This window comes from Agrobacterium sp. T29 (assembly GCF_006970545.1).
Taxonomy (GTDB): domain Bacteria; phylum Pseudomonadota; class Alphaproteobacteria; order Rhizobiales; family Rhizobiaceae; genus Agrobacterium; species Agrobacterium leguminum.
This window is the reverse complement of sequence record NZ_CP040641.1, coordinates 1,602,473-1,626,547: the sequence shown is the minus strand read 5'-3', so window position 1 is coordinate 1,626,547 and position 24,075 is coordinate 1,602,473. Positions and strand designations below refer to the sequence as shown.

Annotated in this window: 25 protein-coding genes; 7 read left to right on the top strand and 18 right to left on the bottom strand. The window is 61.0% G+C overall.

Translation table 11 applies throughout. The features are described from left to right. Window positions 1-47 precede the first annotated feature (47 nt). The 13 genes from FGF54_RS22550 to FGF54_RS22485 form a co-directional block, all read right to left on the bottom strand. Window positions 48-863, bottom strand: a complete 816-nt coding sequence (locus tag FGF54_RS22550; protein ID WP_142781203.1) for a cytochrome c oxidase subunit II — start codon at window positions 861-863, stop codon at window positions 48-50. A 291-nt stretch (window positions 864-1,154) separates the two neighbouring features. Continuing rightward, the gene (locus tag FGF54_RS22540; RefSeq protein WP_142781202.1) at window positions 1,155-1,970 is read right to left on the bottom strand and encodes a DUF2189 domain-containing protein; all 816 of its coding nucleotides are present in this window, start codon (window positions 1,968-1,970) and stop codon (window positions 1,155-1,157) included. A gap of 142 nt (window positions 1,971-2,112) precedes the next feature. Next, window positions 2,113-3,558 carry an FGGY family carbohydrate kinase gene (locus FGF54_RS22535; protein WP_142781201.1) on the bottom strand — a complete coding sequence of 482 codons (1,446 nt, stop codon included), beginning with the start codon at window positions 3,556-3,558 and terminating at the stop codon, window positions 2,113-2,115. Next, window positions 3,558-4,805, bottom strand: a complete 1,248-nt coding sequence (locus FGF54_RS22530; RefSeq protein WP_142781200.1) for an NAD(P)/FAD-dependent oxidoreductase — start codon at window positions 4,803-4,805, stop codon at window positions 3,558-3,560. The genes FGF54_RS22535 and FGF54_RS22530 overlap by 1 nt, the downstream gene beginning before the upstream one ends. Then, the gene (locus FGF54_RS22525) at window positions 4,802-6,199 is read right to left on the bottom strand and encodes an NAD(P)/FAD-dependent oxidoreductase (protein ID WP_142781199.1); all 1,398 of its coding nucleotides are present in this window, start codon (window positions 6,197-6,199) and stop codon (window positions 4,802-4,804) included. Before FGF54_RS22525 ends, FGF54_RS22530 begins: the two co-directional genes overlap by 4 nt. Before the next feature lie 145 nt (window positions 6,200-6,344). Beyond that, window positions 6,345-7,139, bottom strand: a complete 795-nt coding sequence (locus FGF54_RS22520; protein WP_142781198.1) for an ABC transporter permease — start codon at window positions 7,137-7,139, stop codon at window positions 6,345-6,347. Between the two features lie 12 nt (window positions 7,140-7,151). Beyond that, a complete protein-coding gene (locus FGF54_RS22515; protein ID WP_003521979.1) occupies window positions 7,152-8,030 on the bottom strand; it encodes an ABC transporter permease in 879 nt (292 codons plus the stop codon). Continuing rightward, window positions 8,027-9,100 (bottom strand): ABC transporter ATP-binding protein, encoded by a 1,074-nt coding sequence (locus tag FGF54_RS22510; RefSeq protein ID WP_142781197.1) that lies wholly within the window; start codon window positions 9,098-9,100, stop codon window positions 8,027-8,029. The genes FGF54_RS22515 and FGF54_RS22510 overlap by 4 nt, the downstream gene beginning before the upstream one ends. A gap of 276 nt (window positions 9,101-9,376) precedes the next feature. Then, on the bottom strand, window positions 9,377-10,417 hold the full coding sequence (locus FGF54_RS22505) for an ABC transporter substrate-binding protein (protein WP_035261025.1): 1,041 nt from the start codon (window positions 10,415-10,417) through the stop codon (window positions 9,377-9,379). 62 nt (window positions 10,418-10,479) lie between these two features. After that, window positions 10,480-11,145, bottom strand: coding sequence for an RraA family protein (locus FGF54_RS22500; protein ID WP_003521976.1), 666 nt, complete (start codon window positions 11,143-11,145; stop codon window positions 10,480-10,482). Between the two features lie 15 nt (window positions 11,146-11,160). Continuing rightward, window positions 11,161-11,943, bottom strand: a complete 783-nt coding sequence (locus FGF54_RS22495) for a carbon-nitrogen hydrolase family protein (RefSeq protein ID WP_059761162.1) — start codon at window positions 11,941-11,943, stop codon at window positions 11,161-11,163. Between the two features lie 147 nt (window positions 11,944-12,090). Then, window positions 12,091-12,999: a LysR family transcriptional regulator gene (locus tag FGF54_RS22490; RefSeq protein WP_020812348.1), complete on the bottom strand. Its 909-nt coding sequence runs from the start codon at window positions 12,997-12,999 to the stop codon at window positions 12,091-12,093. A gap of 239 nt (window positions 13,000-13,238) precedes the next feature. After that, entirely contained in the window at window positions 13,239-13,898 is a 660-nt protein-coding gene (locus FGF54_RS22485) for a hydrolase (protein WP_003521973.1), read from the bottom strand. 150 nt (window positions 13,899-14,048) lie between these two features. Between FGF54_RS22485 and FGF54_RS22480 the strand changes: the two genes are divergently transcribed. Continuing rightward, on the top strand, window positions 14,049-14,969 hold the full coding sequence (locus tag FGF54_RS22480; protein ID WP_142781196.1) for a LysR family transcriptional regulator: 921 nt from the start codon (window positions 14,049-14,051) through the stop codon (window positions 14,967-14,969). A gap of 35 nt (window positions 14,970-15,004) precedes the next feature. Here the strand turns inward: FGF54_RS22480 and FGF54_RS22475 are convergent, their stop codons facing one another. Beyond that, complete coding sequence (locus FGF54_RS22475) at window positions 15,005-15,358, bottom strand: antibiotic biosynthesis monooxygenase (RefSeq protein ID WP_142781195.1); 354 nt, start codon at window positions 15,356-15,358, stop codon at window positions 15,005-15,007. A 126-nt stretch (window positions 15,359-15,484) separates the two neighbouring features. Between FGF54_RS22475 and FGF54_RS22470 the strand changes: the two genes are divergently transcribed. Then, complete coding sequence (locus FGF54_RS22470; RefSeq protein WP_142781194.1) at window positions 15,485-16,372, top strand: LysR family transcriptional regulator; 888 nt, start codon at window positions 15,485-15,487, stop codon at window positions 16,370-16,372. A gap of 58 nt (window positions 16,373-16,430) precedes the next feature. Here the strand turns inward: FGF54_RS22470 and FGF54_RS22465 are convergent, their stop codons facing one another. The 4 genes from FGF54_RS22465 to FGF54_RS22450 are packed head-to-tail and all read right to left on the bottom strand — an operon-like array spanning window position 16,431 to window position 19,021. Then, window positions 16,431-17,027, bottom strand: coding sequence for an NUDIX domain-containing protein (locus tag FGF54_RS22465; protein WP_142781193.1), 597 nt, complete (start codon window positions 17,025-17,027; stop codon window positions 16,431-16,433). A 27-nt stretch (window positions 17,028-17,054) separates the two neighbouring features. Then, a complete protein-coding gene (locus FGF54_RS22460) occupies window positions 17,055-17,900 on the bottom strand; it encodes a PhzF family phenazine biosynthesis protein (protein WP_142781192.1) in 846 nt (281 codons plus the stop codon). A gap of 50 nt (window positions 17,901-17,950) precedes the next feature. Beyond that, the gene (locus FGF54_RS22455; protein ID WP_142781191.1) at window positions 17,951-18,580 is read right to left on the bottom strand and encodes a LysE family translocator; all 630 of its coding nucleotides are present in this window, start codon (window positions 18,578-18,580) and stop codon (window positions 17,951-17,953) included. Between the two features lie 36 nt (window positions 18,581-18,616). Further along, window positions 18,617-19,021 carry a VOC family protein gene (locus FGF54_RS22450; protein WP_142781190.1) on the bottom strand — a complete coding sequence of 135 codons (405 nt, stop codon included), beginning with the start codon at window positions 19,019-19,021 and terminating at the stop codon, window positions 18,617-18,619. A 136-nt stretch (window positions 19,022-19,157) separates the two neighbouring features. Between FGF54_RS22450 and FGF54_RS22445 the strand changes: the two genes are divergently transcribed. The 5 genes from FGF54_RS22445 to FGF54_RS22425 all read left to right on the top strand — a co-directional run bounded on the left by FGF54_RS22445 (window position 19,158) and on the right by FGF54_RS22425 (window position 24,041). Further along, window positions 19,158-20,504, top strand: a complete 1,347-nt coding sequence (locus tag FGF54_RS22445) for a PLP-dependent aminotransferase family protein (protein ID WP_142781189.1) — start codon at window positions 19,158-19,160, stop codon at window positions 20,502-20,504. 54 nt (window positions 20,505-20,558) lie between these two features. Continuing rightward, window positions 20,559-21,176 (top strand): nucleotidyltransferase domain-containing protein, encoded by a 618-nt coding sequence (locus tag FGF54_RS22440; protein ID WP_142781188.1) that lies wholly within the window; start codon window positions 20,559-20,561, stop codon window positions 21,174-21,176. Window positions 21,177-21,517: 341 nt separating this feature from the next. Continuing rightward, the gene (locus FGF54_RS22435; protein ID WP_142781187.1) at window positions 21,518-22,285 is read left to right on the top strand and encodes an aspartate/glutamate racemase family protein; all 768 of its coding nucleotides are present in this window, start codon (window positions 21,518-21,520) and stop codon (window positions 22,283-22,285) included. Window positions 22,286-22,299: 14 nt separating this feature from the next. Beyond that, window positions 22,300-23,238, top strand: a complete 939-nt coding sequence (locus tag FGF54_RS22430; protein WP_035225553.1) for an ABC transporter permease — start codon at window positions 22,300-22,302, stop codon at window positions 23,236-23,238. Then, complete coding sequence (locus tag FGF54_RS22425; RefSeq protein ID WP_142781186.1) at window positions 23,238-24,041, top strand: ABC transporter permease; 804 nt, start codon at window positions 23,238-23,240, stop codon at window positions 24,039-24,041. The genes FGF54_RS22430 and FGF54_RS22425 overlap by 1 nt, the downstream gene beginning before the upstream one ends. The last annotated feature ends 34 nt before the right edge of the window (window positions 24,042-24,075 follow it).

Here is a 24,075-nt window from a genome sequence, read left to right as displayed (position 1 = left end):
CCTCCCTGTTCCCCCGATGCGGTCTTCCCTTCCAATATGCGCGGCGCTTATCTGGCCGCCGACGTTTCCGCCGAAGCCAGCAATTTCGAGAAAGTCGGCTGCTGCTGCAGCCAGGCTTGATAATCGGCCTCGGTATCGACGACGACGGTGCCGCGCATCTGCGGATGGCCCACACCGCACAGTTCCGCGCAGAGAACCTCGAAAGTTCCCGTCCGGGTCGGCGTAAACCAGTAGTAGGTGACCGAGCCGGGGATCATGTCCATCTTGGCCCGGAACTCCGGCACGTAGAAATCATGCACGACATCGACCGCGCGCAGCAGCATTTTAACCGGCCTGCCGGCGGGCAGATGCAACTCGCCGCCTTCAACGATGACATCGTCCATTCCGGCGGGATCGTTCCTGTTCAGGCCGAGCGGATTGTCGGGTGCAATAGCGCGCGTATCCGCCCGCCCGAGCCGTCCGTCCGCTCCCGGCAGGCGGAAACTCCATTGCCATTGCTGACCGACGACTTCCACTTCGCTCGCACCGTCCGGGACGGTCACGAACTGGTTCCATACGAAGAGACCCGGCAGAAGCATTGCAGCCACCCCAACCCCGGTTCCGCCCGCCAGCCACCATTCCAGGCGCTTGTTTTCGGGCTGGTATGCCGCCCGGTTTCCGGCGCGGTGTCTGAAGCGGAACACGCAATAGGCGACGAATAGCACGACGGCCGAGAAAACGAAGCCGGTGATCCAGAAAGTGATGATGATCGTATTGTCGATATAGCTCCAGTTCGAGGCTATCGGCGTCCACCACCACGGGCTCAGCAGGTGGAATACGATCGATCCCACCACCAGCAGAACGAGAATCACAACGACAGCCATCGTCTCCTCCCGTGACCCGGCCACGAATACTTCTACAACCCCATCGCGAAGTATATTAGAATTATCTCATAAATTGATCGGGCGAGCAATTATGGTGGCGCCTGCGGCAGCGTCTCCTTCCAGTGCTACGGCCTCAATCGGGAAGGCAATCGCGAAAAGCAGACAGATCGGAAGAAAACGATACCACATGGCATCCCCGCACTCTCCATGGCCATCCCACCCGCTGCGGCTCCCCTCAGCGGGGCCGCAACGGCAGGGAGGATGATCTACGGATAGATTTCCTCTATGAATTCAGGGCGTACGGCTTGGATAATCGGACACGATCAGTTTCCGATAGAGGTGCCAGGTCGCGTGGCCGAGGATGGGCATGACGACCGCGAGGCCGATAAATACCGGGATCGTGCCGACGACGAGCAACGCCGCGACGATCAATCCCCAAAGCGCCACCGGAACCGGGTTGGCAAGCGTGGCGCGGATGCTCGCATCCACCGCCGCGACTGCGCCGACATCCCGGTCGAGCAGCAACGGGAACGCCACCACCGTTGTCGCCAGCACGACGACCGCAAAAACGAAGCCGGCCAGATTGCCCCAGATGATGAGGGAGAGACCTTGCGAGGTCGTCAATACGTCCGACAGAAAGGTGGAGAGCGAAACCGGACCGGTCGCATCGAAAGTCGCAGTGTAGATGCTCTGCGCAACAATCAACCAGACGACGAAAAGCACGAACAGCATGACGGCGACCGCGATGATCGACGGCAGGGCCGGAGAGTGACGAACTTCCAGTGCATGCCGCCAGGAGCTATCCAACCCCTGCTCGCGTCGTCGACTGATTTCATAAAGCCCGATGGCCGCGATCGGGCCAATCAGTGCAAAACCCGACATCAGCGGATAAATAACCGGCAGCAGATTGGCTCCGGAACTCCACATCACCAGAAAAACACCGGCAATCGGATACATAAGACAGAGAAAAACATAGTGGGACGGCTTTTCTTTAAAGTCCTCAAGTCCCAGCTTCAACGCATCCACAATATCCGGGATGCCAATCTTGCGGACTTCCGGGCGGGCAAATTCACCACTCGCACCGGCCATGACATGGAATGCCGTCATAGCACTTCTCCTCCTGCGCCATGATCCGGCTGGCGGTACAGGAACGCTCGGTGACTTCTATCGACGCGTCAAACCGCAACCGGCTGTTTTGTAATTTATCAAATTCTGTCGCCTTTGTCGCCTGTTCTTTAAATTGGAGAAATCATATGCCCGCCGCCGGCACGGTCGGCAGAACCGCACTCGTGCAGGTTCTGGATCGTTGCCAGCTCCGCGCAGTGTCTATGGCGCGTGCGAAGCGGGCATGGTCTTCGGCATCGACCGATCCGTCGGGCGCGAATATCTCGGCATCGCCTCGCAGGGCCGCGACATCGACGCCGCACAGTTCCGCCAGACCGAGCGCCGTCAACTCGCGCATGGCGGGCACGCAAATGGTTCGACCGCTGGCCGCGGCCAGAAAGCGGGCGAAATAGCGGCTGTTCGACAAGCCGCCATCGATGGAGATCGTGTCGCCTATGGGGGCGACGGCCGATGCCGCCTCGATCAGCCGCGCCGTCAGCAGGGCAATGCCTTCCAGCACGGCGCGCACCATGTCACGCCGCTCGGTGGCGTGGTCCATGCCGATGAACAACGGCACGGCCTTCCTGTCCCAATAGGGCGCGGCAAGGCCCGAAAGGGCGGGCACGAAGACAAGGCCTCGGCGAATGGCCGATGGTCCCTCGAAACCGTCGAGTTCGGTATTTTCAGCATAGAGGCCGATCTTTTTCGCCCATTCGAGCGCCGCGCCGGCATCATAGATCCCGCCTTCGATGGCGAAAACCGCAGGCGCGCCCTGCATTCGCCAGCCAATGGTCGGCAGAAGCTCTCCCGTCAACGGCCGCCCGTTACCGGCAACGGCCAGCAGAAAGGCCCCGGTTCCGAAGGTTATTTTGCAATCGCCGGCCTTGCGGCAGCCATGCCCATAAAGCGCTGCCTGCTGATCGACGATGGAAACGCGGATGGGCGTTCCCTCGACCGCGCCGAAGCCGCCATCGACAGGGCCGATTTTGGGCAGGCAATCCGGCGGCACGCCGTGAAGCGCGCAGAGTTCCGGGCTCCAGTCTCCGGTTGAGAGATCGAGCAGACCCGTGCGCGACGCCGTTGCAAGGTCGGTGCGGAAACAGCCCGTCAGCCGGTCCAGAAAAAACGCATCTGTGGTGCCCAGCCGCAAACGGCCTGCGGCGCGTGCCTGGGCCACCGCCGGATTGTGCCTGACCAGCCAGGCCAGTTTGCTGGCCGAAAAATAGGGATCGAGCGGCAGCCCGCAAATCTCTTTCGAACGATCCGTTGCCGAAGGCGGCAGGGTGGCCAGCGCTTCGGCGGTGCGGGCATCCTGCCAGACGATGACCGGCGACAGCGCCTCGCCGCTCACGGCATCCCACGCCAGGCAACTCTCGCCCTGATTGGCGATGGCGATGGCATCCACCGGCCCGGCGGCAGCCAGCGCCGCGCGGATGTTGCCCAGCAGTTCTTCCGGATCATGTTCCACATGGCCGGCGGCCGGATAAAATTGCGCGTGACGCCGGCTGGCCACGACCTCCGCCGTGCCGCCATCGCTGACCACAAGGCACCGGGTCGATGTCGTTCCCTGATCGATTGCCGCGATGCGCATCAATTGGCCTCCCGAAAATGAAAGGCAATCTGCCCCGCTTCAAACGCCGCTGCGGGAATGGGCACCAGCACACGGCGTTCAGGGCGCCAAAGGCCGGTCTTGCTCCACACTTCCGTTCCGTCGAGATGAAGCGAAAGCCGGCCTTGAACGTGTCTGGTGAAGCGAAGCTGAAAGTCGCGAAATGCGGGTCTGTCGAGCCCACCCGGCCGCAACATGGCGGGAACCGCCAGCTTGAGCGGATCGGCGAAGGTGACGGGCACCCCCGGCGCGCCGCATGGTTCCCGAACGAGATCGTCAGCCACCGCCGCGCCAACCCGGCGGCCTTCGCGAAACGCCCAGCCGCCCGTTTCCACGGCTCGCAAGACATTCCCGCCGGCGAAAAATATCGGGTTGGGCATCCGTCCGTCCTGATCGATCAGCGGCCCGACGCTGCCTGCCGCAACATCCACGGGGGATGCATTGAGAAGCGTTGCCTCCGGCGTGAACCGCCCGGTGAGCAGAACACCGTCGCATTGAACTGTCAGGATGCGACCATCCGCAAGACGGATATCGGCCTCCTCGACCCGGCCGCGTCCGCGAATATCCGTGAGTACCGCACCACAATAAAAGGGCACCCCGGCCAGTCGCGGAAACCATTGAAAAGGCGACAGCGCCAGCGGATGCGGTTCCGGCTCGATCATCGCCACCGGCCGGGCACGATGCGTCAGGCAGGTTAGAAGCGCGGAAAAGGAAACCAGTTCCGAACCGATGATAAGCGGCCGGCGAAAGGGCATGATGCCGTGAAAGGCGACATAGGATTGCAGCGTGCCGGTGGTGACCACACCCACCGGCCGGTCGCCGGGCAGAAGCCGCGCGGAGCGTGGTTTTTCCCGCGCGCCGGTCGCAAGCACGATACGCCGGGCCTTCAGCGTCTCGACGCCGCGCGCCGACGTCACTAGCAGCGCGCCATCCTGCCCGAGTTCCACCACGGAATGACCGGTGCGTATATCGACACCCGCATTCTGCGCCTGCCGCTGCAGGCGTTGCGCATAGGCCGGACCGAAATAGACGCGTCCGAATTCACGCATGCCGAAGGGCGAATGCAGGCAATGCCGGGTTGCGCCGCCAAGGGCCGGCTCGCGGTCGAGGATCATCACGCGGGCGATACCGCGCGCTTTCAGCTCCAGCGCCGCCGCCACACCCGCCGGGCCGCCGCCGACCACGATCACATCCGCACTCTTTTGCTGAAAAGCTTCCCCTGCGCTCATTGGTTATCTCCCGCGCGAACGGCAAGCGGGGTTGCCAGACGGTCGCCCGTCATCGCGGCCAGCCGGGCGTTGCAATAAAAGCCCTGACAGCGACCCATGCCGGCGCGGGTGCGCCGCCGCAGCCCGCCGAAATCTCCGGGCGGCACCGGGCTTAAAAAGGTCGCCTCGATCTCGCGGCGGGTGACGAGTTCGCAATGACAGACGATTTCGCCGTGATCGGCACGCTGCCAGTCCCGCCCGCAGGTTTCGGTCAGGTTGGGCATCGTCACGTCGGGAACTGAGGGCGGCGGGATAAAATGTGCGTCGAAACCTTCGTGAAGCCTCAGCGCATGTTGCGCCAGACCGAGTGCGGCGCTGAGGCCCGTGGAGCGAATGCCGCCAAGCGTGATCGCCCGCCGGTCCGGCCGGGCGGAAATGCGGTAATGCTTCTTTTCAGACGCCGGCCGCAGACCGGCATAAACGGCGGTCACGGAAACGGAAGCAAGCGCCGGAACGATCTCCGCACCGCGCTCCAGCAGTGCTTCCAGCGTCGCCGTCTCGACCGTCGCGCGCTCGCGGTCTTCCTGCTCTTCCGCCGTTGGGCCGACGAGAACATTACCGAAGGCAGTGGGGCACACCACGATGCCCTTGGTGATTTCGGTCGGAACGGGCAGGACGATACGCGGCACATGCCGACGGGCAGCCTTGTCCAGCACCACGAACTGCCCCTTGCGGGGCTTGATGGCGAAGTCGGGCGAAAGCCCCAGACGCGCATCGACGATATCGCCGAACAGCCCGGCGGCATTGACGACGCTCGCGGCAAGGATAACGCCTGCCGTCGTCTCGATCCGCCACGCGCCGTCGAACGCACCGGACAGGACTTCCGCGTTGCGCACCAGCTGCGCGCCGAGCGCCACCGCTTGCGTGAGATAGCCGAGCGGCGCGGACCAAGGATCGATGATATGTTCGCCCGGAACGTCGAGCGCGGCGACAAGGCGGTCGGACAGGCCCGGCATGGTTTCGCGAGCGTGCCCCGCTGTGAGAAGCTCAAGCCCGGCGATGCCGTTGCACCGCCCCTGATCCGCAATCGCCTGCAGTTTTTCCGCCTCGTCCGGGTTCCAGGCGCAAACCAGCGCGCCTGTTTCGACGAGGCTGAGGCCCATCTGCCCATGAATGGAGAGATATTCCGCCCGGCCGGCCTTCACCAGTTCCAGTTCCAGACTGCCTTCCGGCGCATCGAAGCCGGTATGGAGGATAGCGCTATTGGCCTTGGAGGCGCCGGAGAGGATATCGGGGCCTTTCTCGATGACCACCACCTTCGCACCGGCCAGCGCGAAACGGCGGGCGACCGCGCAACCGACCACACCGGCACCAATGACGGCGACATCAAATTCCGTGGAGGGGGTTTCAGCCATGGGCTTCCCTTTGCCTTCGTCTTTCAAAGCGAAATCAACGGGCGCGACGGATCGCGCCGATGCAGCAGCGGCATTCATAAACGGGAGTGAAATTCGCGCCTGTGCCAGTAGGGGCAGCCAGCGCCAGCGGGCAGCCCCCACGACTTTATTTCACGAAAGTCTTGGTCAGGCCCGCCGTGCGGTCGACGATGAGGACGACGGCAAGGGTGAGCACGATCAAGAGAACGGAAATGGCCGCAACGAGCGGATCCGCCTGCGTTTCCACATGCTGATACATGGCGACGGGAAGCGTGGTGATGCGCGGGCCGGTGAGGAACAGCGAAATTACCGCTTCGTCGAACGACACCAGAAAGGAAAGCGCCGCCGTCGCCACCACGCCCGGCGCGATCATCGGCATGGTCACGCGTCGGAAGACTGTGAGCGGCGATGCCCCGAGTGTCGAAGCAGCCTCCTCGAAGATCAGCGGCAGACCCGCAAGCGAGGTGGTGAGAACACGCAGCGCATAGGGCAGCACGATGATGAGATGGGCGATCACCAGACCGGTGAAGGTGCCGAGCAGGCCGGCACCGGCAAAGACGATCAGGATCGCGAGGCCGAGAACGATGGTCGGCAGAAGCAGCGGCGCGGTGAAGAAGGCGAGAAGCGCATCCGCCCCAATCACCCGCATGCGAACGATGGCATAGGAGGCGGGCAGCGCGAGCAGCATGGAGAGCGCGGTGACGATGATGGCGAGAAGGGTGCTGGTGCCGAGCGCTCCCATCATCTTGGAATTATGCATGAGATCGATATACCAGCGCAGGCTCCAGCCGGAGGGCGGAAAGGTCATGTAGCTATCGGCCGAAAACGAGATCGGCACGACGAGAACCACGGGCGCCAGCAGGAAAAGGAACATGATGAAGGCGACGATTTTCAGCGCCAGCGGAGCGGGACGTTCTTCCATCTTCGATCTCCTTTAAAGAATGGCCCGCAGAAGCCGGGAATAGAGCACCAGGGCAGCGCCGAAAATCACGAGGATGATCATCGACAGCGTCGCGGCGAGCGGCCAGTTGAGCGTCACGATGGCCTGATCGTAGATTTCCGTCGCCAGAAGGAAGACACGCCCGCCGCCAAGCAGCTTGGGGGTGATGAACGAACTGACGGCGAGAACGAAGGAAAGCAGGCAACCGAGGGCGACGCCGGGCATGGTGAGCGGCACGATGATCCGCCAGAATACCTTCCACGGCGATGCGCCGAGCGTTTCCGCCGCTTCTTCGACACGCGGATCGAGCCTGCCGAAACCGGCAAGCAGCGCCAGGATCATATAGGGCATCAGGATTTCGGTTAGCCCGATGACGACGCCGACCTTGTTGAACAGCAGCCGCACGCCGCTTTCGGCACCGAGAGCCAAAAGGATGTTGTTGATGAGGCCGTCATCGGCAAGGATCGCGATCCAGCCATAAGTGCGCACCACGGCCGAGGTGAGCAACGGCGAAATGACCAGCACCAGCAGCAGCGTTTTCCAGCGGCCCTGCGCCCGGTGAAGATAAAGCGCGATGGGATAGGAGGCGATGAGTGTGAGAACAGTGATTAGAAGGCTGGTCAGGATGCTCTGGCCGATCAGTTCGATATAAAAACCGTCGGTCAGGGTGGACGACCAGTTGTCGAGCGTGTGGGCCTCGCCGAGACCGCCGCCGCCAAGGCTTTCACGAAAGGAAAGCAGGAGCAGGTTGAAGACGGGCATGACGAAGGCGAGGCCATTGACCGCAATGATCGGCCCGAGAAGAAGCGTTGCGAGAAACACCATGGAGGATGTGCGGCTGCCGGGAGCCGTGATCATGACCGCCGCTGTCATCGGCCTGCTCCGAAGACCAGCGTGTCCTCCACCCGCCAGATGAGGCTGACCGCGCTGCCCGTCGCCACAGGTGTTTCGCCACCCGAAGTCGCGCGCTCCACCGACAATGTCTGTCCACCCGCGGCGATCTCGTAGTGAAGGATATCGCCTGCATAATAGACATCGCGAACCTCACCGGCGATGCGATTGACCGGCGCTCCGTCGAAATCGGGTGCGGCATCACCGGCAACCGTCATGGCCATGCGATGCGGTCGCACCATAAGGTCGATCGTGCCACTGTGCGAGCCGGGCGCTCGCAATACCGCATCCCCGACCGCGATGTGATCGCCGACCGCGTTTCCGACCAGCCTGTTGGTGCGGCCGACGAAAGAGGCGACGAAAGCCGTCGCCGGGCGCTCGTAAAGATCATGTGGCGTGCCGAGCTGTTCCAGACGCCCGCCGTTGAGCACGGCGACCTTGTCGCACATGCTGAGCGCCTCGACCTGATCATGGGTGACGAAGATGGAGGTGATGCCGAGCTGTTTCTGGATACGGCGGATTTCAGAGCGCATCTCGTCGCGCAGCTTGGCGTCGAGATTGGAAAGAGGTTCATCGAACAAAAGGATGGAGGGCTGGATGACGAGTGCACGCGCCAGTGCGACGCGCTGCTGCTGGCCGCCGGAAAGCTGGGCGGGCCGGCGATCCTCGCGCCCTTCCAGACGCACCATGGCAATCGCCTCGCGCGCGCGCCGTTCCGCTTCGGCAGCCGGCACCTTGCGCATTTCAAGACCGAACATGACGTTCTTGAGAACCGTCATATGTGGGAAAAGCGCATAGCTCTGAAAAACGAGGCCAATATCGCGCTTATAGGGCGCAAGCTGCGTCACATCCTTGCCGTCGATCAGGATTGAACCTGACGTCACGGGCGCAAGGCCGGCAATCATGCGCAGCGATGTTGACTTGCCGCAGCCGGATGGACCGAGGAAGGCAACCAGTTCGCCCTTGGGAATCTCGAGATTGAGATTATCCACGGCGACCATGGTTTCGTAGCGCTTGGTCAATGAACGAATCGAGAGAAATCCTGGCTGCATGATGTCTGAAGTTCCCATTCTGGCTTTTTGCCTTTCTCCAGAACATGTCCCATCCCGGCGGGTCGCGGACATGCCCTGTCCCTTGATCTGTGCAATCGCGGCGGAAATTCACCTGCGCTCTGCGCGGCGCTTTCCCTATGCAGGCCTTCGGGCCACCCACTCCTCCATCGATCCCAACACCGACGGAGGAAATGAGCCAGGGCCTATGCCGTTTCCGCATCCGCCCGAAGGGGATGCGGAAGTCTTGCCATTTTTCACGACAGAGACGCGAAAGCCTTAGCGGCTGAGCGGGATGACTTTGCGGCGCCAGTCCTGCGTGATCTGGTCACGAACCTTCGAGAGGCCGATCCAGTCGACCGGGATAACCTTGTCCATCGCCTTGACGACCGTGCGATCGCTGACATCGGGAGCCACCGTGGCCTTGGCGTTGGTCGGCGCATAATACATGGCGGCGGTGAAGGCGGCCTGGGCTTCCGGGCTCAGCGCGTAATCGATGAACTTGCGGGCCGCCTCGGACGACGGGCCGCCCTTGACGAGGTTGAGCGTATTGATCTGCAGGATCGTGCCTTCCTTCGGAAGAACGACCTTCATCTTGCCCTTGGAACCATCGGCATTGACCTGGCTGCGGGCATTCCAGCCCACGCCCAGCGACACCTGACCGTTGACGACAGTCGGATAGACTTCCGGCTTCGGTTCCCAGGTTTGGACGTTCGGCGCGACTTCCGCCATGGCATTGATGCCGGCGTCGATATTCTTGATGAAGTCGGTGCCGCCATTCATGTGGTCCATGATGATGGTCGTACCGATACCGACGATGTCAGGAGCGCTCAGCATGGCGATCTTGCCCTTTAAGGCGCTGTCTTTGAGGGCATTCCAGCTATCCGGTGCGGTCTTGATTGCATCGGTATTGTAGATGAGAACGAGGTTATCGAAAGTCACGCCGACACCGGCGACGCCTTCGAAGCGGGCGTTCGGATAGAGGTCGGCAACGTTCTTGGTAACGCTTTCATCGACCTTGTCGAACAGGCCTTCGTCCGTGCCGGTCTTGGCGACGGAGACGTCCATCAGCGCGATATCGGATTGCGGAGCAGCTTTCTGCGCACGCAGCGAGCCGAGCATGGCGGCGGAACCCTGCTGCGGGAAATAGTCTACCTTGATATCCGGGTTGGCGGCCATGAAAGGCTCGATGACGGCCTTGGTGTAACGCTCCTGGAAAAGGCCGCTATAGCCGAGGAACGTCACGGTCTGCTGGGCGTGCGCCGGCAGGGCGGCCGCGCCAAGCATGAGAATCCCACTCAGAAGTATCGATTTCTTCATTGTCCTGTTCTCCTCTATTGTTATTGGGAGTGGCGAACGGATCCGCCACCCGAAAAATTGTGTCAGGCGCTCAGCTTGGCCTGGACGAATTTATTGGCGCCGGAAATATCCGGCAGCTTCTCGCCGTTGCGCAGGCGCTCCAGAAGCACGATCTCGGCTTCCTGCATGCCGATGGCGCGTTCCGCCATGGCGCGGGCCTGGCTCGGATGAAGGGCGACAACGCCGCTTTCATCGCACAGGATCGCGTCGCCCGGATTGATCATCTGGCCGCCGACGCTGATCGGAACGTTGATCGCGCCTTCCAGACCAAGGATCTTGGTGGTGATCGGCGACGGGCCGCGGCACCACATCGGCATGTCGACCTTGGTGAACTCCGAGAAGTCGGTCGCCGGGCCATCGACGACACCGGCTTTGACGCCGGCCATCTTCATGGTGTTGGTGATGACACCGCCCCAGCAGGCGTGGCGGGTATCACCGCAACGGTCGATGAGAACGATATCGCCCGGACGCACAAGTTGCGTCAGATAGTGAAGCATGGTCGAATCCGCATTCGGGATGCGCAGCGTGACGGCGGTGCCCGCCACGCGCTTGCCCGGAAGAACGGCCCGGATTTCAGGATCGACGAAACCGGAATGAAGCACATGGCCGATCGTTGCGACTTCAACCTTTTCAAGAAGCTCGATGATGTCGGCGCCGATCTGTTCCGGCATGGGATTGACGATAAACATTGGGTCTTTCTCCGATCAGAGAACGTGGTGGTTCGCCACCGGCACGTTGGCGCGCACCTTGGCCGAATAGTCGAAGTCGAGAGCGGCGCCGGCAGTTCCGACGGTGTCGGAGCATTGCGCGACGATGTGACCCCACGGATCGATGACCATGGAATGACCCCAGCAAGCCTTCTTGCCGCCCGCATGGGTGCCGATCTGGCCGACAGCGAGGAAATAGGTCTGGGTTTCGACGGCGCGGGCGCGGGCCAGCACTTCCCAATGGTCCTTGCCGGTCATCAGCGTGAAAGCGGCCGGCAGAACGATGACATCTGCACCCTTGTCCCGCAGGGCGCGGAACAGTTCCGGGAAGCGGATATCGTAGCAGATGCCGCAGCCGACCGTCCTGTCGCCAACCTTGTAGGTCACGACCTCTTCGCCACGGGCAACGGAATCGGATTCGCGGTAGCTGATGCCGTTCGGCGTATCGACGTCGAACAGGTGAATTTTACGGTAACGGGCGATCTGTTTGCCGTCCGGGCCGAAAACGAGCGTCGAATTGTAGAAGCGGTTGCCTTCCTTCTCGACGATGGAACCGGCATGCAGCGTGATCGCGTGCTTTCTGGCCAGATCCGAAAGCAGCGAGTAAATCTCGCCGCCGGGGAATTCTTCCCCGCTCTCATGCATTTCCTGAGGATTATCTCCAAGAAATGCGAAGTATTCCGGAAGAACAACAAGATCAGGACTATCCGCCTTGACTGCCTTCTCAATTAAATCGGCAGCAACCTTGAGGTTTTCTGCCTTGTCGTTCTGGGTATTCATTTGAACAAGTGAGACTTTCACGTTGCTCTCCTCTCATGTTGCGAGGAGAATTAAGAACGGGAACTGTTTTCCTGACAAACGGAAAAACTCTATCGAAACCCATAAGGTAAGCTTATAGATTAATCATTTTGCGTTGCAGCATAAAATTTAAGCTGCGGCCGTCATCCATTGCGTGGTGGTTTCACTGACGATTTCCGTCGCCATGTCGGCAATGGCACGGGCAAGCGCGTTGTCGCCACGCTCCTGATAAACCGTGTGGAAGGTAAGAGGCGGCACCGGCGGCGTGATGTCGAGAATACGCGCTTCGCCCGATTTGATGATGCCGTCCACCAAAACGCGCGGCAAGGCGCCCACCCCGACGGCCGTGGCCACAAGGCGCGTCATGATCGACAGCGAATTGGAATTGTAGATGCGGCTATCGGACAGGCCATGGGAATCGAGAAGCGCCCGCAACGCTTGATGCGGCTGCGAGCCGGTCGAGAAGGTAAGCAGCGGAAAATGCGCGATATCCTCAAGCGTGACACCGGTTTCCGGCAGCGGCAGCTCGACGGCGCCGACCCAGCAGGATTCGAATGTACAGAGCGGTGAATTATAAATATCCGCAGCCATGATCGGCCCCATGATGAAACCGACATCCACCTCGCCGTTCTGAATGCGCTGCGAGAGTTTCAGGCTGGTATCAATGGTCAGATCGAGGCTGACACCGGGATATTGCTCGTTCACGCGGCGGATGAGCAGCGGCAGCCAGGCATAGACGATCGTATCGGCGGCACCTATCCGCACCGTACCCCTCAGCGCCTCCCGGTTACTGACGATCTGCCGGAACTCGCCGGTGAGGTTGACGATCTTTTCGGCATGTTGCAGCGCCAGACGACCGGCGGGCGTCAGGTTGACGCAGCGCACATCGCGCGTGAACAGCACGACACCCAGCTCCCGCTCCAAAGCGGCAATCCGGTTGGATACCGATGCTTGCGTTGTGTGCAAACGTTCCGCGGCTGCCGAAAAGCTGCTCAATCGAGCAGCCCAGAGAAAAGTTTCGAGGAATCGCGTATTCATGGGCTCAATCTTCTCGCATGGCTCCGCGATCCAGCTCCAAGTCTCTGGCTTCGTCTTGCCCTTGGCCTTTGTGGTTCAAGGGGTAGTATGTCCGATGCGCGCGCCCATAGGCAAGCGATCAAAGCCGGCGCCTCCCTTTCTCATGGGGATCGCGCCGGCCTCGTTTGCAGGGCGAGAGAATAGCCTTGAGACGACGGGATGGCGGGAGCCAACAGACGCCCGCCATCCCTGCCCGGTTCTTAGTGACCGCCCTTTGTGGCCGGCACCGGCGTGTTGAGAAGCTGCTGCTCCCAGAGATAGGCGATGCCGCTGCCGCCGAAGTGCTGGATGAGGATTTCGGTCAGCTCCTCGACATGCTCGGTGCGCGCCCAATCGCGCTGCCATTCGCCGGCGAGCGCCATCACGGTCATCGGGTTCGCACCGGCCGCGATCATGCGCTGGATGGCAACTTCGTGAGATTCCTTCGAAATCCCGCCCGACGCATCGGTGATCACGGTCACGTCCCAGCCTTCGCCGGCGGCCTGGATGACGGGCATTGCCACGCAAACCTCGGTCCACAGGCCGGCGATGATCAGTTGCTTGCGGCCGGTCGCCTTGACGACGTTCACCACATTCTCGTCCTGCCAGGTGTTCACCCAGGTGCGATCGATGACTTCCTGGCCGGGGAACACATCGGTGATCTGTTTGAAGAGAAGTCCGCCGCGCGCCGCGATCACGCTGGTGAGAACCGTCGGAACATTGAAGGCTTTTGCCAGCTTCGCCAGTGCGGTCGTGAGGTTGACCACAGCCTGCGGATCGTGGCTGTTCAGGTTCGCGAGCTGATAGGGCTGATGATCGATCAGAACGAGGACGGAATCTTCAGGGCGGAGAAGTGAATCGAGGCCGTTACGAAAGGTCATGGGTTCATCCTATGTTGGCGGTTTATTGAAGCGCTTGCGCAAAGACATGCGCCCCTTCAGGCGTTGCCGCGGGACGAAACTTGTCATTCCTGTTTATGATGCGGTAGTCCTTGTCAGCGCTGAGCTGTGTCGCAGAATGAGGAACGCTGAGTGGATATCGAAGATCTTCGGACATTCGTCGAAGTTGCAGATGCGGGAGGCGTCACTTCGGCCGCGCTGCGGCTCGGCATCTCCAAGTCGATGGTCAGCCGGCGGCTCATGCGGCTTGAAGCCGAGCTTGGTGTCCAGCTTCTGGCCCGATCCACACGCGGCGCTTCCCTGACAGAAGCGGGCGCAACCTTCCGGGACTATGCGGCAAGGATTTCAGCCGAAATCGATGTGGCGAAAGAAACGATTCTTCCGGCTGGTGAGCTCCGCGGGCGTCTTCGGATTGCTGCGCCGCTTTCTTTCGGCCCGACGCATTTCGCACGGGTGATTGCGCAAATGGCGCGCCGCTATCCTCAACTCCAGATTCAGACCTGTTACACGGATCGTTTCGTGGATCTGATCGCAGAAGGGTATGACTGTGCGATCCGGGTCGGCCACCTTCAGGATTCCAACCTTGTCGCCAGACGCGTCGGCCCCCTCTACGGAAGTTTCGTCGCCAGCCCGGACTATATCGGGGCCCACGGCTCTCCGGAGACACCGGAAGAACTCCTAACCCATCAGGCTCTCATGCAGGGAACGGAAACCTGGCAGGCGATGGATGGAGACAGGGTGACAAGCATTCGCCCACAGGGACGTTTCAAGGCCGACAACGGCGCCGCCCTCGCCGTCGCCGCGGTTGCCGGTTTGGGGATCGCCGTGTTGCCCGACGATCTCATCAAGAATCATCTGGACTCTGGCGAGCTGGTCCGCGTCATGAAACAGTATCCGCCGCCGCCGGCGGGAATATTTGTCGTCAGACCGCCCGGCCAGCATCCGGCAAGAAAAATCCGGGTGCTGACCGAAATGCTGATCGAGTGCTTTGACCATGGCCCGGCGACGGCATTCCGCTCCAATGCCGGGGGAAGCCCCCCGGCCGCCAACTGACCGGCACGTTTTCAAAACCGAGCGCGCTCTATCCGTCACCCAGCAATGGGCTTCGGGAGAACCAGGTCACCGACGGTGTATGTGTGGAACTCGCTCCTGGAGACGGTGTCCAGTTTCCGGAATTTTTCGACGAATTGCGGATCGGAAAAGAACTCGTCAACATTGCCGGTTCCCTGAATGGCCTCGACATTAACAACGGTCTCTCCGTCGGTGCTTTTCGCAAGGCTGCTCCAGAGAAACCCTTCTTTTCGTTCGGCAACATAGTGAACGACATCCTGAATAATGGCGAAGGCTTCGTCCTGCTTTCCCGGATGGGCATGAATGACGTTGACAACGAAGGTTGTGGGAGCGGGTGAGCCCGCAAAAGCTGCGATGGGTTTCGTTTCCATGAGTTATCTCCATTTGAAGCTCGGGCCCTTTCGGCCGCGGCGACATCTGGATATCGGAAGCAAAATAGCGGATAAACGAGCTGCTATTCTTAACATACCGGACAAAAATTCCTTAATTGCGGCATCATGGACAAGCTCGGAACACTCGGCATATTCATTCAGGTGGCGGAAGCGGGAAGCTTCGTGGCCGCCGGGCATCGCCTCGGCATCTCCGGATCAGCCGTCGGAAAAGCCATTGCACGTCTGGAGGAGGAGCTATGCGTAAGACTGTTCAATCGCTCGACACGCAGCATGGCCCTGACGGAGGACGGAAGTTTCTTCCTCGATACATGCCGGCGCATCCAGTCCGAATATGAGACCGTGCAGGCGCAACTGTCGAGATCGCAGGCCGTTCCGCGCGGGCAACTTCGTGTGAGCCTTCCGCTTGCGGGCATGCTTCTGATGCCGACGATATCCGCCTTCATGCAGGCGTATCCCGAAATCAGCCTCGACCTCGATTTTACCGATCGTCTGGTTGACGTCATAGAAGAGGGATTCGACGCCGTCATCCGAACGGGCGAGATCAGGGACACACGGCTGATGAGCCGCAAGCTCGGCACTTTCAGACACAGCGTCGTGGCGGCGCCTGACTACCTCAAGGCGCATGGACGCCCGGAGGTTCCGGAAGATCTTGTCCGGCACCGCTGTCTCCACCATCGCTTCGCCAATTCCGGAAAGCTTGAGCCGTGGCCGCTGGTTCGCGAAGGACGCGAAATCAGGATCGATCTGCCGGTCGCCACCGTTGCGAGCACGCTGGAACCATTGATCTACCTTGCGGAACGATCGTTCGGGATAACATGTCTGCCCTCATTCGCGGTGACATCCGAAATCGCTCAGGGGAAACTGGTATCGCTGCTGAACGACTACATGGCCGACACAGGGACTTTCCGCGTCCTCTGGCCGACCAATCGATATCTTTCTCCAAAAGTCAGAGCATTTGTAGACTATATGGCCGCCAATCTTTTCGCCCGGTGATCGCACCGGGGCATAGCGAACCACACGAGCTCCCCGGACCGGAGGCATTGGATCACGATCAGCGTGCCGTGATCTTTTCCTGCAAGAGCCGGATGGCGAGATGCTGGATCAGAATGATCGTCTTGGCATCGCGAATATCGCCGCGGCCGATCATCCGCATCGCCTCGGGCAAGGCGATTTCCAGCACGTCGATGTCTTCGCCCTCGTCCGCTGAACCGCCACCTGCCCCGACCTTATGTTTCTCGACATATTCGCCGTAGAAAAAGGCGAGATATTCCGTGACCGATCCGGGGCTCATATAGATATCGAACAGATGCGTAAGTTCGGAAACCTCATAACCGGTTTCCTCGATCAGTTCCGCACGCATTCGCGTTGCCGGGTCAGCGCCCTCCAGCAGCCCCGCTGGTGTCTCGATCAGCGATTCCAGGCCGCCATTCAAAAGCACGGGCAACCGGAACTGGCGGGTCAGCAGGACATTGTCGCTTGCCGGATTGTACAACAGGCATGTCGCACCGTTGCCGCGATCATATGCCTCCCGGGTCTGCCGTTGCCAGCTTCCGTCCCTCAACTGAAGTTCATACTCATACTTGGTCAGCCGTCCCCAATCATCCGCCAATACGCGTTCGGAAATGGGGCGGTAAACACTGCTACTCATCAAATTCACCTCGTTTTCGTCTGTCTTTCAAAGGCCTTGCAGCCGGCCTTCGACATGCGTGTGTGTTTCGCCGCCAACCCATATCTGGCCGGCATCGTCGCGCGTCAGGTAGATGCGGCCGAGGCGGCCAAGGCGCGTTCCCTGCGCCGCGATATAGTCTTCGCCAACCACGCCCGTCGCGAACAGCCATTGCGCCACCGAGGCGTTGAGGCTTCCGGTGACGGGGTCTTCGACGATGACGCCCAGATGATCGCTGAAAAAGGCGCGAACCTCAAAGGCGGTCTCGCCGCCTTGCGCATGAGGGCCAACCACACCGATATCGATGCGGCCTGGCCAATTGCGGGCCGGGTCGAGGCCAAGCACTTTTTCGGCCGACGCCAGCCTGATCCCCAGCCAGCCGGGACCATTATCGATCCAGGCGGCATCGATGATATCGCAAGCCTCGATCCTCAACAGCTGCCGCGCCTCTTCCAGTTCGGCCGGCGTCGGTGCGCCGGAACGGATAAGCGGCGGAGCGGCAAAACAAAGTCGCCCATGCGAGCGCCGGATCGTGACCAGTCCCGCACCGCATTCCTGAACAATGGCGGTTTGATTTTCTGGCATGCCGTTGGCGCAGAGCCAGGCATGGCAGCTGCCCAGTGTGGGATGCCCGGCAAAGGGCAACTCCCTGTCCAGCGAGAATATCCTGACCCGGTAATCAGCCTGCGGATGGGTGGGTTGCAGCAGGAAGGTGGTTTCGGAAAGGTTGAACCACCGCGTCAATCGCTGCATTTCATCCGTCGACAAAGCATCGGCGCCGATGACGACCGCCAGCGGATTGCCGGAAAGCGGCCCGGAGCCGAACACGTCGATCATATGGATAACAAAACTCATGGCATGGCTCTTTCAGTTGGGATTGATCGGCAACGCGGATGGCGGGGCTGTCAGCTCTGCGATAGAAGCAATTTCAGTCCTGCAACGGCAAATACCGCAGAAAGCACGGATTCGATCCAGCGCCGCAATCTGGTGTAAAGCGCAATCATCGAGGCGGTGGAAAAGAGAAGCGCATAGCTGCCGAATACGATGACACCGAGAAGGGCGCAGCCGCCAACGATCGCCGGCAACATGCCCGCAGGCGCATCCTCGCGAAAACCCAGCGACATGATCGCTATCCACGCCATGATCGCCTTCGGATTTCCGATATGCATGAGGAGACCCTGCCGGTAGAGCGCCCGATAGGGCGGCGTCGCACGCCCGGTTTTCGTCCCCACAAGATCGGAGACCGGCTTCAGGGCCGACCTGCCCGCTCGAAAGGCCAGATACAGCAGGTAGATGCCGCCAAATATCTTGATGATGAAAAGCGCCTGGGCATAGGCGGCCAGCACGGCGGACATGCCCGTCGCCGCAAGGATCGCCCAGAAGAGCGAGCCGGTGATGACACCGGCCGCCAAAGCGAGGGCGGGCAGACGGCCATCACGCATCGCCGTGCCCATGATCGCCATGTTGCTTGGCCCGGGGCTGGCGGTGGCGACGATATAGGTGCCGTAGACGAGGGCGATCTGGCTGGCGATCATTCCGATTTTCTCCAGAAGCAGGACACTTCCCCAGCATTATTGCTGGAGATCTCCGCGATGAACGATGTGGACCTTGTTGCCGTCAGGGTCACGCAGATAGGCGCCGAAATAACCGTCTCCGTAATGCGGGCGTGGCACCGGAACTCCTTCATCCATGCCGCCATGCGCAAGGCCGCCGGCATAGGCCATCTCCACCGCCTCTTTCGACGGCGCCAGAAAGGCGACCATGCCGCCGTTGCCAGCCGTGGCCGGCTCGCCGTTGAAAGGACGATAGACATAAAAGCGGGGCAACGGGGAGTGTGCTGCCACCCAGCAAAGCGCCGCAGGCCCGCCATCCGGGGTAACGACCCGCCGCGTCAGGCCGAGCGGGACAAGCACCGCATCGTAGAAGCGTTCCGCCCGCTCAAGATCACGCGTTCCGACGGTTACATGGCTGAACATTCAATCCTCCAGGCGCCGGCATCACGGCCGATTGCGCGCCGTAAAGTGTGGATTTCAATCAGCGTCGTCATAGCCTATGTTACACTTAATGTTTATTGAAATAGTGTAACGTGACACTTTTATCGAAGGTAAGACCGTGCTGCTGCAATCCCCCTGGACTCCCCGTCTTGCAGATATTGAGGCGAATGCCGCAGAACGGCTGGTGCTTGCTCTTGCCGATGACATCATCGAGGGGCGGCTGACGGGCGGCGACCGTCTGCCCGCCCATCGCGATCTCGCATGGAAACTGGGGGTGGGGCTTGGCACGGTGACAAAAGCCTATTCAGTTCTCGAACGGCGCGGGCTGACACGCAGCGTCAAGGGGCGGGGAACATTCGTGGCGCTCCAGGAGGCGCACAAGGATCGGCAGTTCGACCTCTCCTCCAATGCGCCGCCGGCCACGCTCAACGCCCGCATTCTGGCGAAGACGCTAACGGGGATCGCCCGCAGGATCGATGCGGATCACATCAATCTTTACGCCCCGCCCGCCGGACATCTGGAACACCGCCGCCTTCTCGCTCACTGGCTGGAAACGCTGGGTCTGACTGTCGATCCGTCACATCTGGTGCTGACGAGCGGCGCCCGCCAGGCGCTGGCCCTGGCTTTCGATCTCGCCTGCGGCCCGAAGGGCCTGCTCCTGACCGAACGGATCACCTATCCCGGCGCGATCGCACTGGCCCGGCGTAAAGGATACCGGATGCAGGGCGTTGAAATCGATGCCGAAGGCATGGTGCCGGAAGCGCTTGCCGCAGCGCTCGCCGGCACGACGTCGCGTTACGGCACCGCAGTCTATCTGACGCCGACGCTGCATAATCCGACAACCGTCACCATGGGCGCAGCGCGGCGGCAGATCATTGCGGATATTTGCCGCCGGGCGGGCGTATGGATCATCGAGGACGGCGTTTATGCGGCATCGGCCGAGACCTTGCCGCCGCTCGCCTCATTGGCTCCTGAAATCTCGTTTCATGTGAACGGGCTCTCCAAGTCCCTTGGTCCCGGCCTGCAGATCGGCGTGCTTGCATTGCCGGCCGGGCTGCACGACACCGCCGAAGACCTTCTGCAGGACATGCCGATGGCCCCATCCGCACTCTCCTGCGCGGTGGTTGAGGATTGGCTGACCTCCGGCATCATCTCGTCAATCCAGCGGGATCTACGCCACGAGGCCCGACGGCGCTCCAGCCTGGCGGTTTCACTGCTTGGCACGAACCAGCTTGGCTCGCATCTCGATGCATACAACGTCTGGCTGCCGATGGCACGCGACGCCGCCAATCGTTTCGCATTCGCCGCTGCGGCGATGCGTATCAAGTTGACCCCTCCGGAATCCATGCTGGTGAATCCCGACGATCCGGCGAGCGGTATCCGACTCTGTCTCGGCGGCCCGTCATTCGACGATCTCACGGAGGCGCTGACGCTTCTGGCGGGGCTGCTGAAGCGTTGGCCTTGAGGCCATCGGCAAATAAACAACGATACGAAAATTGCATGGAAGCGACCATATATTATGAGTGATTACCCGCTTGTGCCGGACCAGAATGCGTGGACCCCCTGGAGCCCTGCCGAACTGTCCCAGCGACTGGACGGCGTATCGCGGCCATGGTGTGTTGTCGGCGGCTGGGCTCTCGATCTGTGGCACGGGAGCAAGACACGCGAACATGACGATCTCGAATTCACGGTCCTGCGCGAAGATCTGGGTATTTTTCGCCGGAAACTGGGCGACATGGAGTTCTATACCGTCAACGATGGCACTATCGAACCGCTGCCGGCGGACCAGCACCCGGCTCCCGAGATTTTTCAAATATGGTGCTTCGATCGCCCTGCCGGGTGCTGGCGCGCCGATATGATGATCGAGCCGGGGACGAATGACACCTGGGTTTACAAGAGAAATCCGGAAATGACGCGGCCGCGGATCGAAATGGTGTCGCTGACCGCAGACGGCATCCCTTATCTCAATGCCTCCGCCGTGCTTCTGTTCAAGGCAAAGCACAGGCGCCCCAAGGACGAGGACGATTTCGCAAGAGCCCAGCCCAAATTACCCCTTTCGGAACGCCTTTGGCTGCGAGACTGCCTCGACCGCCTGCACCCGGGTCACGACTGGGTGCGGGCGCTGCGCCTCCCGTAAGGCCCACTTGCGGTTAAACCGTTCGCAAAACGCCAGAAACGCCTCATTTTACGACTTTGATCGCCCAATGTTTAGTCAAACATCGCAGGCGCATCTGTTTTATGCAGCAGTACCTATCTAAACGAATAGGTACTGCGCTTTCAAACCAGCCATACTACCCACCCAAAAGAGTGAAGCCCCTATTCGCCTAAGCTCTTTCGTCCGGCGGCAAGCCGATGCACCGTAAGGCATCGGAACAAGCGGCGCAGTCACCGGAAGCTCGGCAAGCGTCGGATACGCAACTTCAGGCCTGGTTTTGCCCGCATATGCAAGTCGTTGCGGTGCTGAAGGAGATATCGAGAATGCGTGACGTCCATGTTCGTGTCGTATCCCCCATCGTAACGCGCGGCTTTCGCAAACTGGCGGATCTCAAGGCGCTGGAATATCCCGGCATCAGCCTTTCCCACGCCGAAATAGCCACCGGGCCGGGCTCGATCGAAAGCGAGTTCGAGGCGGCGATGTCCGTTCCCGGCACCCTGCTTGAAACAGCCCGCGCCGAACGTGAAGGCGTCGATGCCGTCATTATCGATTGCATGGGCGATCCCGGCCTGCGCCCGGCCCGGGAGATTTCCGGCATGGTCGTTCTCGGGCCATGCCAAACCGGCATGCATGTTGCTTCCATGCTGGGACACAAATTCTCCGTCATTACCGTCATGCGCCGCCTGATCCCGTCTTTTGAAAACACCGCCGCCCTTAGTGGCCTTTCCAGCAAGCTGGCCTCGGTGCGCAGTGTCGATATTCCCGTGCTGGATCTCGAGGCGGACCTTGCCGCCACCGCCCGCCGCCTGGTCGAGGAAGGCAGGAAAGCGGTGGAGGAAGACGGCGCGGAAGCCCTGATCTTCGGCTGCACCGGCCTGATGGGATGCGCCGCCGGCCTGCGTGAAGGGCTGCTTGCCGAGGGCATCGACGTTCCCGTCGTCGACCCCATCCCGACAGCCGTTTCCATTGCCGCCGGTCTCGTGCGCGCCGGTCTTTCGCAAAGCAAGATGACCTATCCGGCGCCGCCGGAAAAGGAACTGATCGGTTACGACGCCTTGCACAGGGCCATGCTGCCGCAAGCGGCAGAATGAGGAGATCGGGCAACATGGCGGTATCCGCAATGACGACATCGGACAAACAGGTGAACGGCCTGCCTCTCTCTCAGGCTTCGTCGCTGCGAAGACGCTTCGGCGAGGGGCTTGGCTTCTGGCTGCTTCTGCTGCCGGCCCTGATTTTCTTCATCGCCTTTTTCGTCGTGCCCACCGCTTCGCTTTTTGCCCTTGCCTTCAACAAATCGGTGGCGGGCGTCATAACCCTCTCAAGCGCGATCACTTTCGACAATTTCGTGCGCATCTTCACCCGCGCCATTTATTACGAGGCCATTTTGCGTTCCGTGGGCATTGCCGCCATGGTGGCGCTGGTCTGTCTGGTGCTCGGATATCCGCTTGCCTATGTCATCGCCAAGACGGTCAGCCCCGGCCGCAACACCCTACTGATGATCCTGGTCCTGTCATCGATGCAGCTCGACATGGTCATCCGGCTTTATGGGCTGATGGTGCTTCTGGGCGATAACGGCCTCATCAACAGCACACTCATCCGCATCGGCATCATTTCAGAGCCGTTACCGCTGATGTACAACATCTTCGGTGTCGTGGTCGGGCTGGTGCAGATCACGCTGCCTTTCATGATCCTGTCATTGATCGGCATCATCAAATCCATCCATCCTGCGCTGGAAGAAGCGGCCAGATCGCTTGGCGCTTCCCGTGCGAAGGCCTTCTTCTCCATCGTGCTGCCGCTTTCCATGCCGGGAATTCTGGCGGGCACGCTGCTGGTCTTCGCACTTGCCATTTCATCCTATGTCGTGCCGGCGCTGATGGGCGGCTGGAAGGTCATGGTCATGCCGATCCACATCTACCAGCAGGTGGCGGAAACCGGACGCTGGCAGTTCGGTGCGGCCATCGCCATCGTCCTCTTCGTCACCAGCCTGATGGCGATCGCCGTCTATCACCGCGCTGCCATGCGCACCACGGGAGGGCGCAGCTGATGCGTGAGGAATCATCCATTCCGCTTGTTTTCAGGCTTCTGTCGGTGCTGACGCTGACGGTTTTGCTGGTCCCCGTCATCATCGTCATCCTGTCCGGCCTGAATGCCGGCGACTATCTGACCTTTCCGCCGCAGGGTTTTTCCCTGCGCTGGGTCTATGCCTTCCTGACCTCGCCGACCTTTCTCTCGGCCTATGGCGTTTCCTTCCTCGTCGCCGGCATCTCGACAGCGATTGCGACGGTGCTCGGCACCATGGCGGCGCTTTTCCTGACACGGTCGTCGAGCCGTCTTGTCGCACCGCTGCGCGCCTTCTTCATGATGCCCATCGTCCTGCCGGGGGTGGTGCTGGGCCTTGCGCTCTACGTGTTCTATGTCACCACCGGCATCGGGCTCGCGCGGAGCATGACCGGGCTTATCATCGGCCACGTCATCGTCACCTGCCCCTTTGTCATCGCCACGGTCACCGCCGCCCTCGTCGGCTTCGACCGCAGCCTGGAAGATGCGGCGCGGTCGCTCGGGGCTTCTCCCTTCACCGCCTTTCGGCTCGTGACGCTGAAGATCATTTCACCGGCCATTTCGGCTGGCACCATCTTCGCTTTCATCATTTCCTTTGGCCAGTTCGAGGTGACGCTGTTTCTCTCGACGCCAAACCTGCAGACGCTGCCGATGGCGATGTATGTGGCGCTGCGCTACGCCTTCGAACCCACCGCGGCTGCAGCAGGCATCTTCGCCATCCTTCTCGTCGTCGTCTCGATGGTGGCGACCTCCAGGCTCATCAATCTGAAGCGCATTTTCGGCGGCTAGGGCCCCGCCGGACATTCAATGAAATACCCGTATC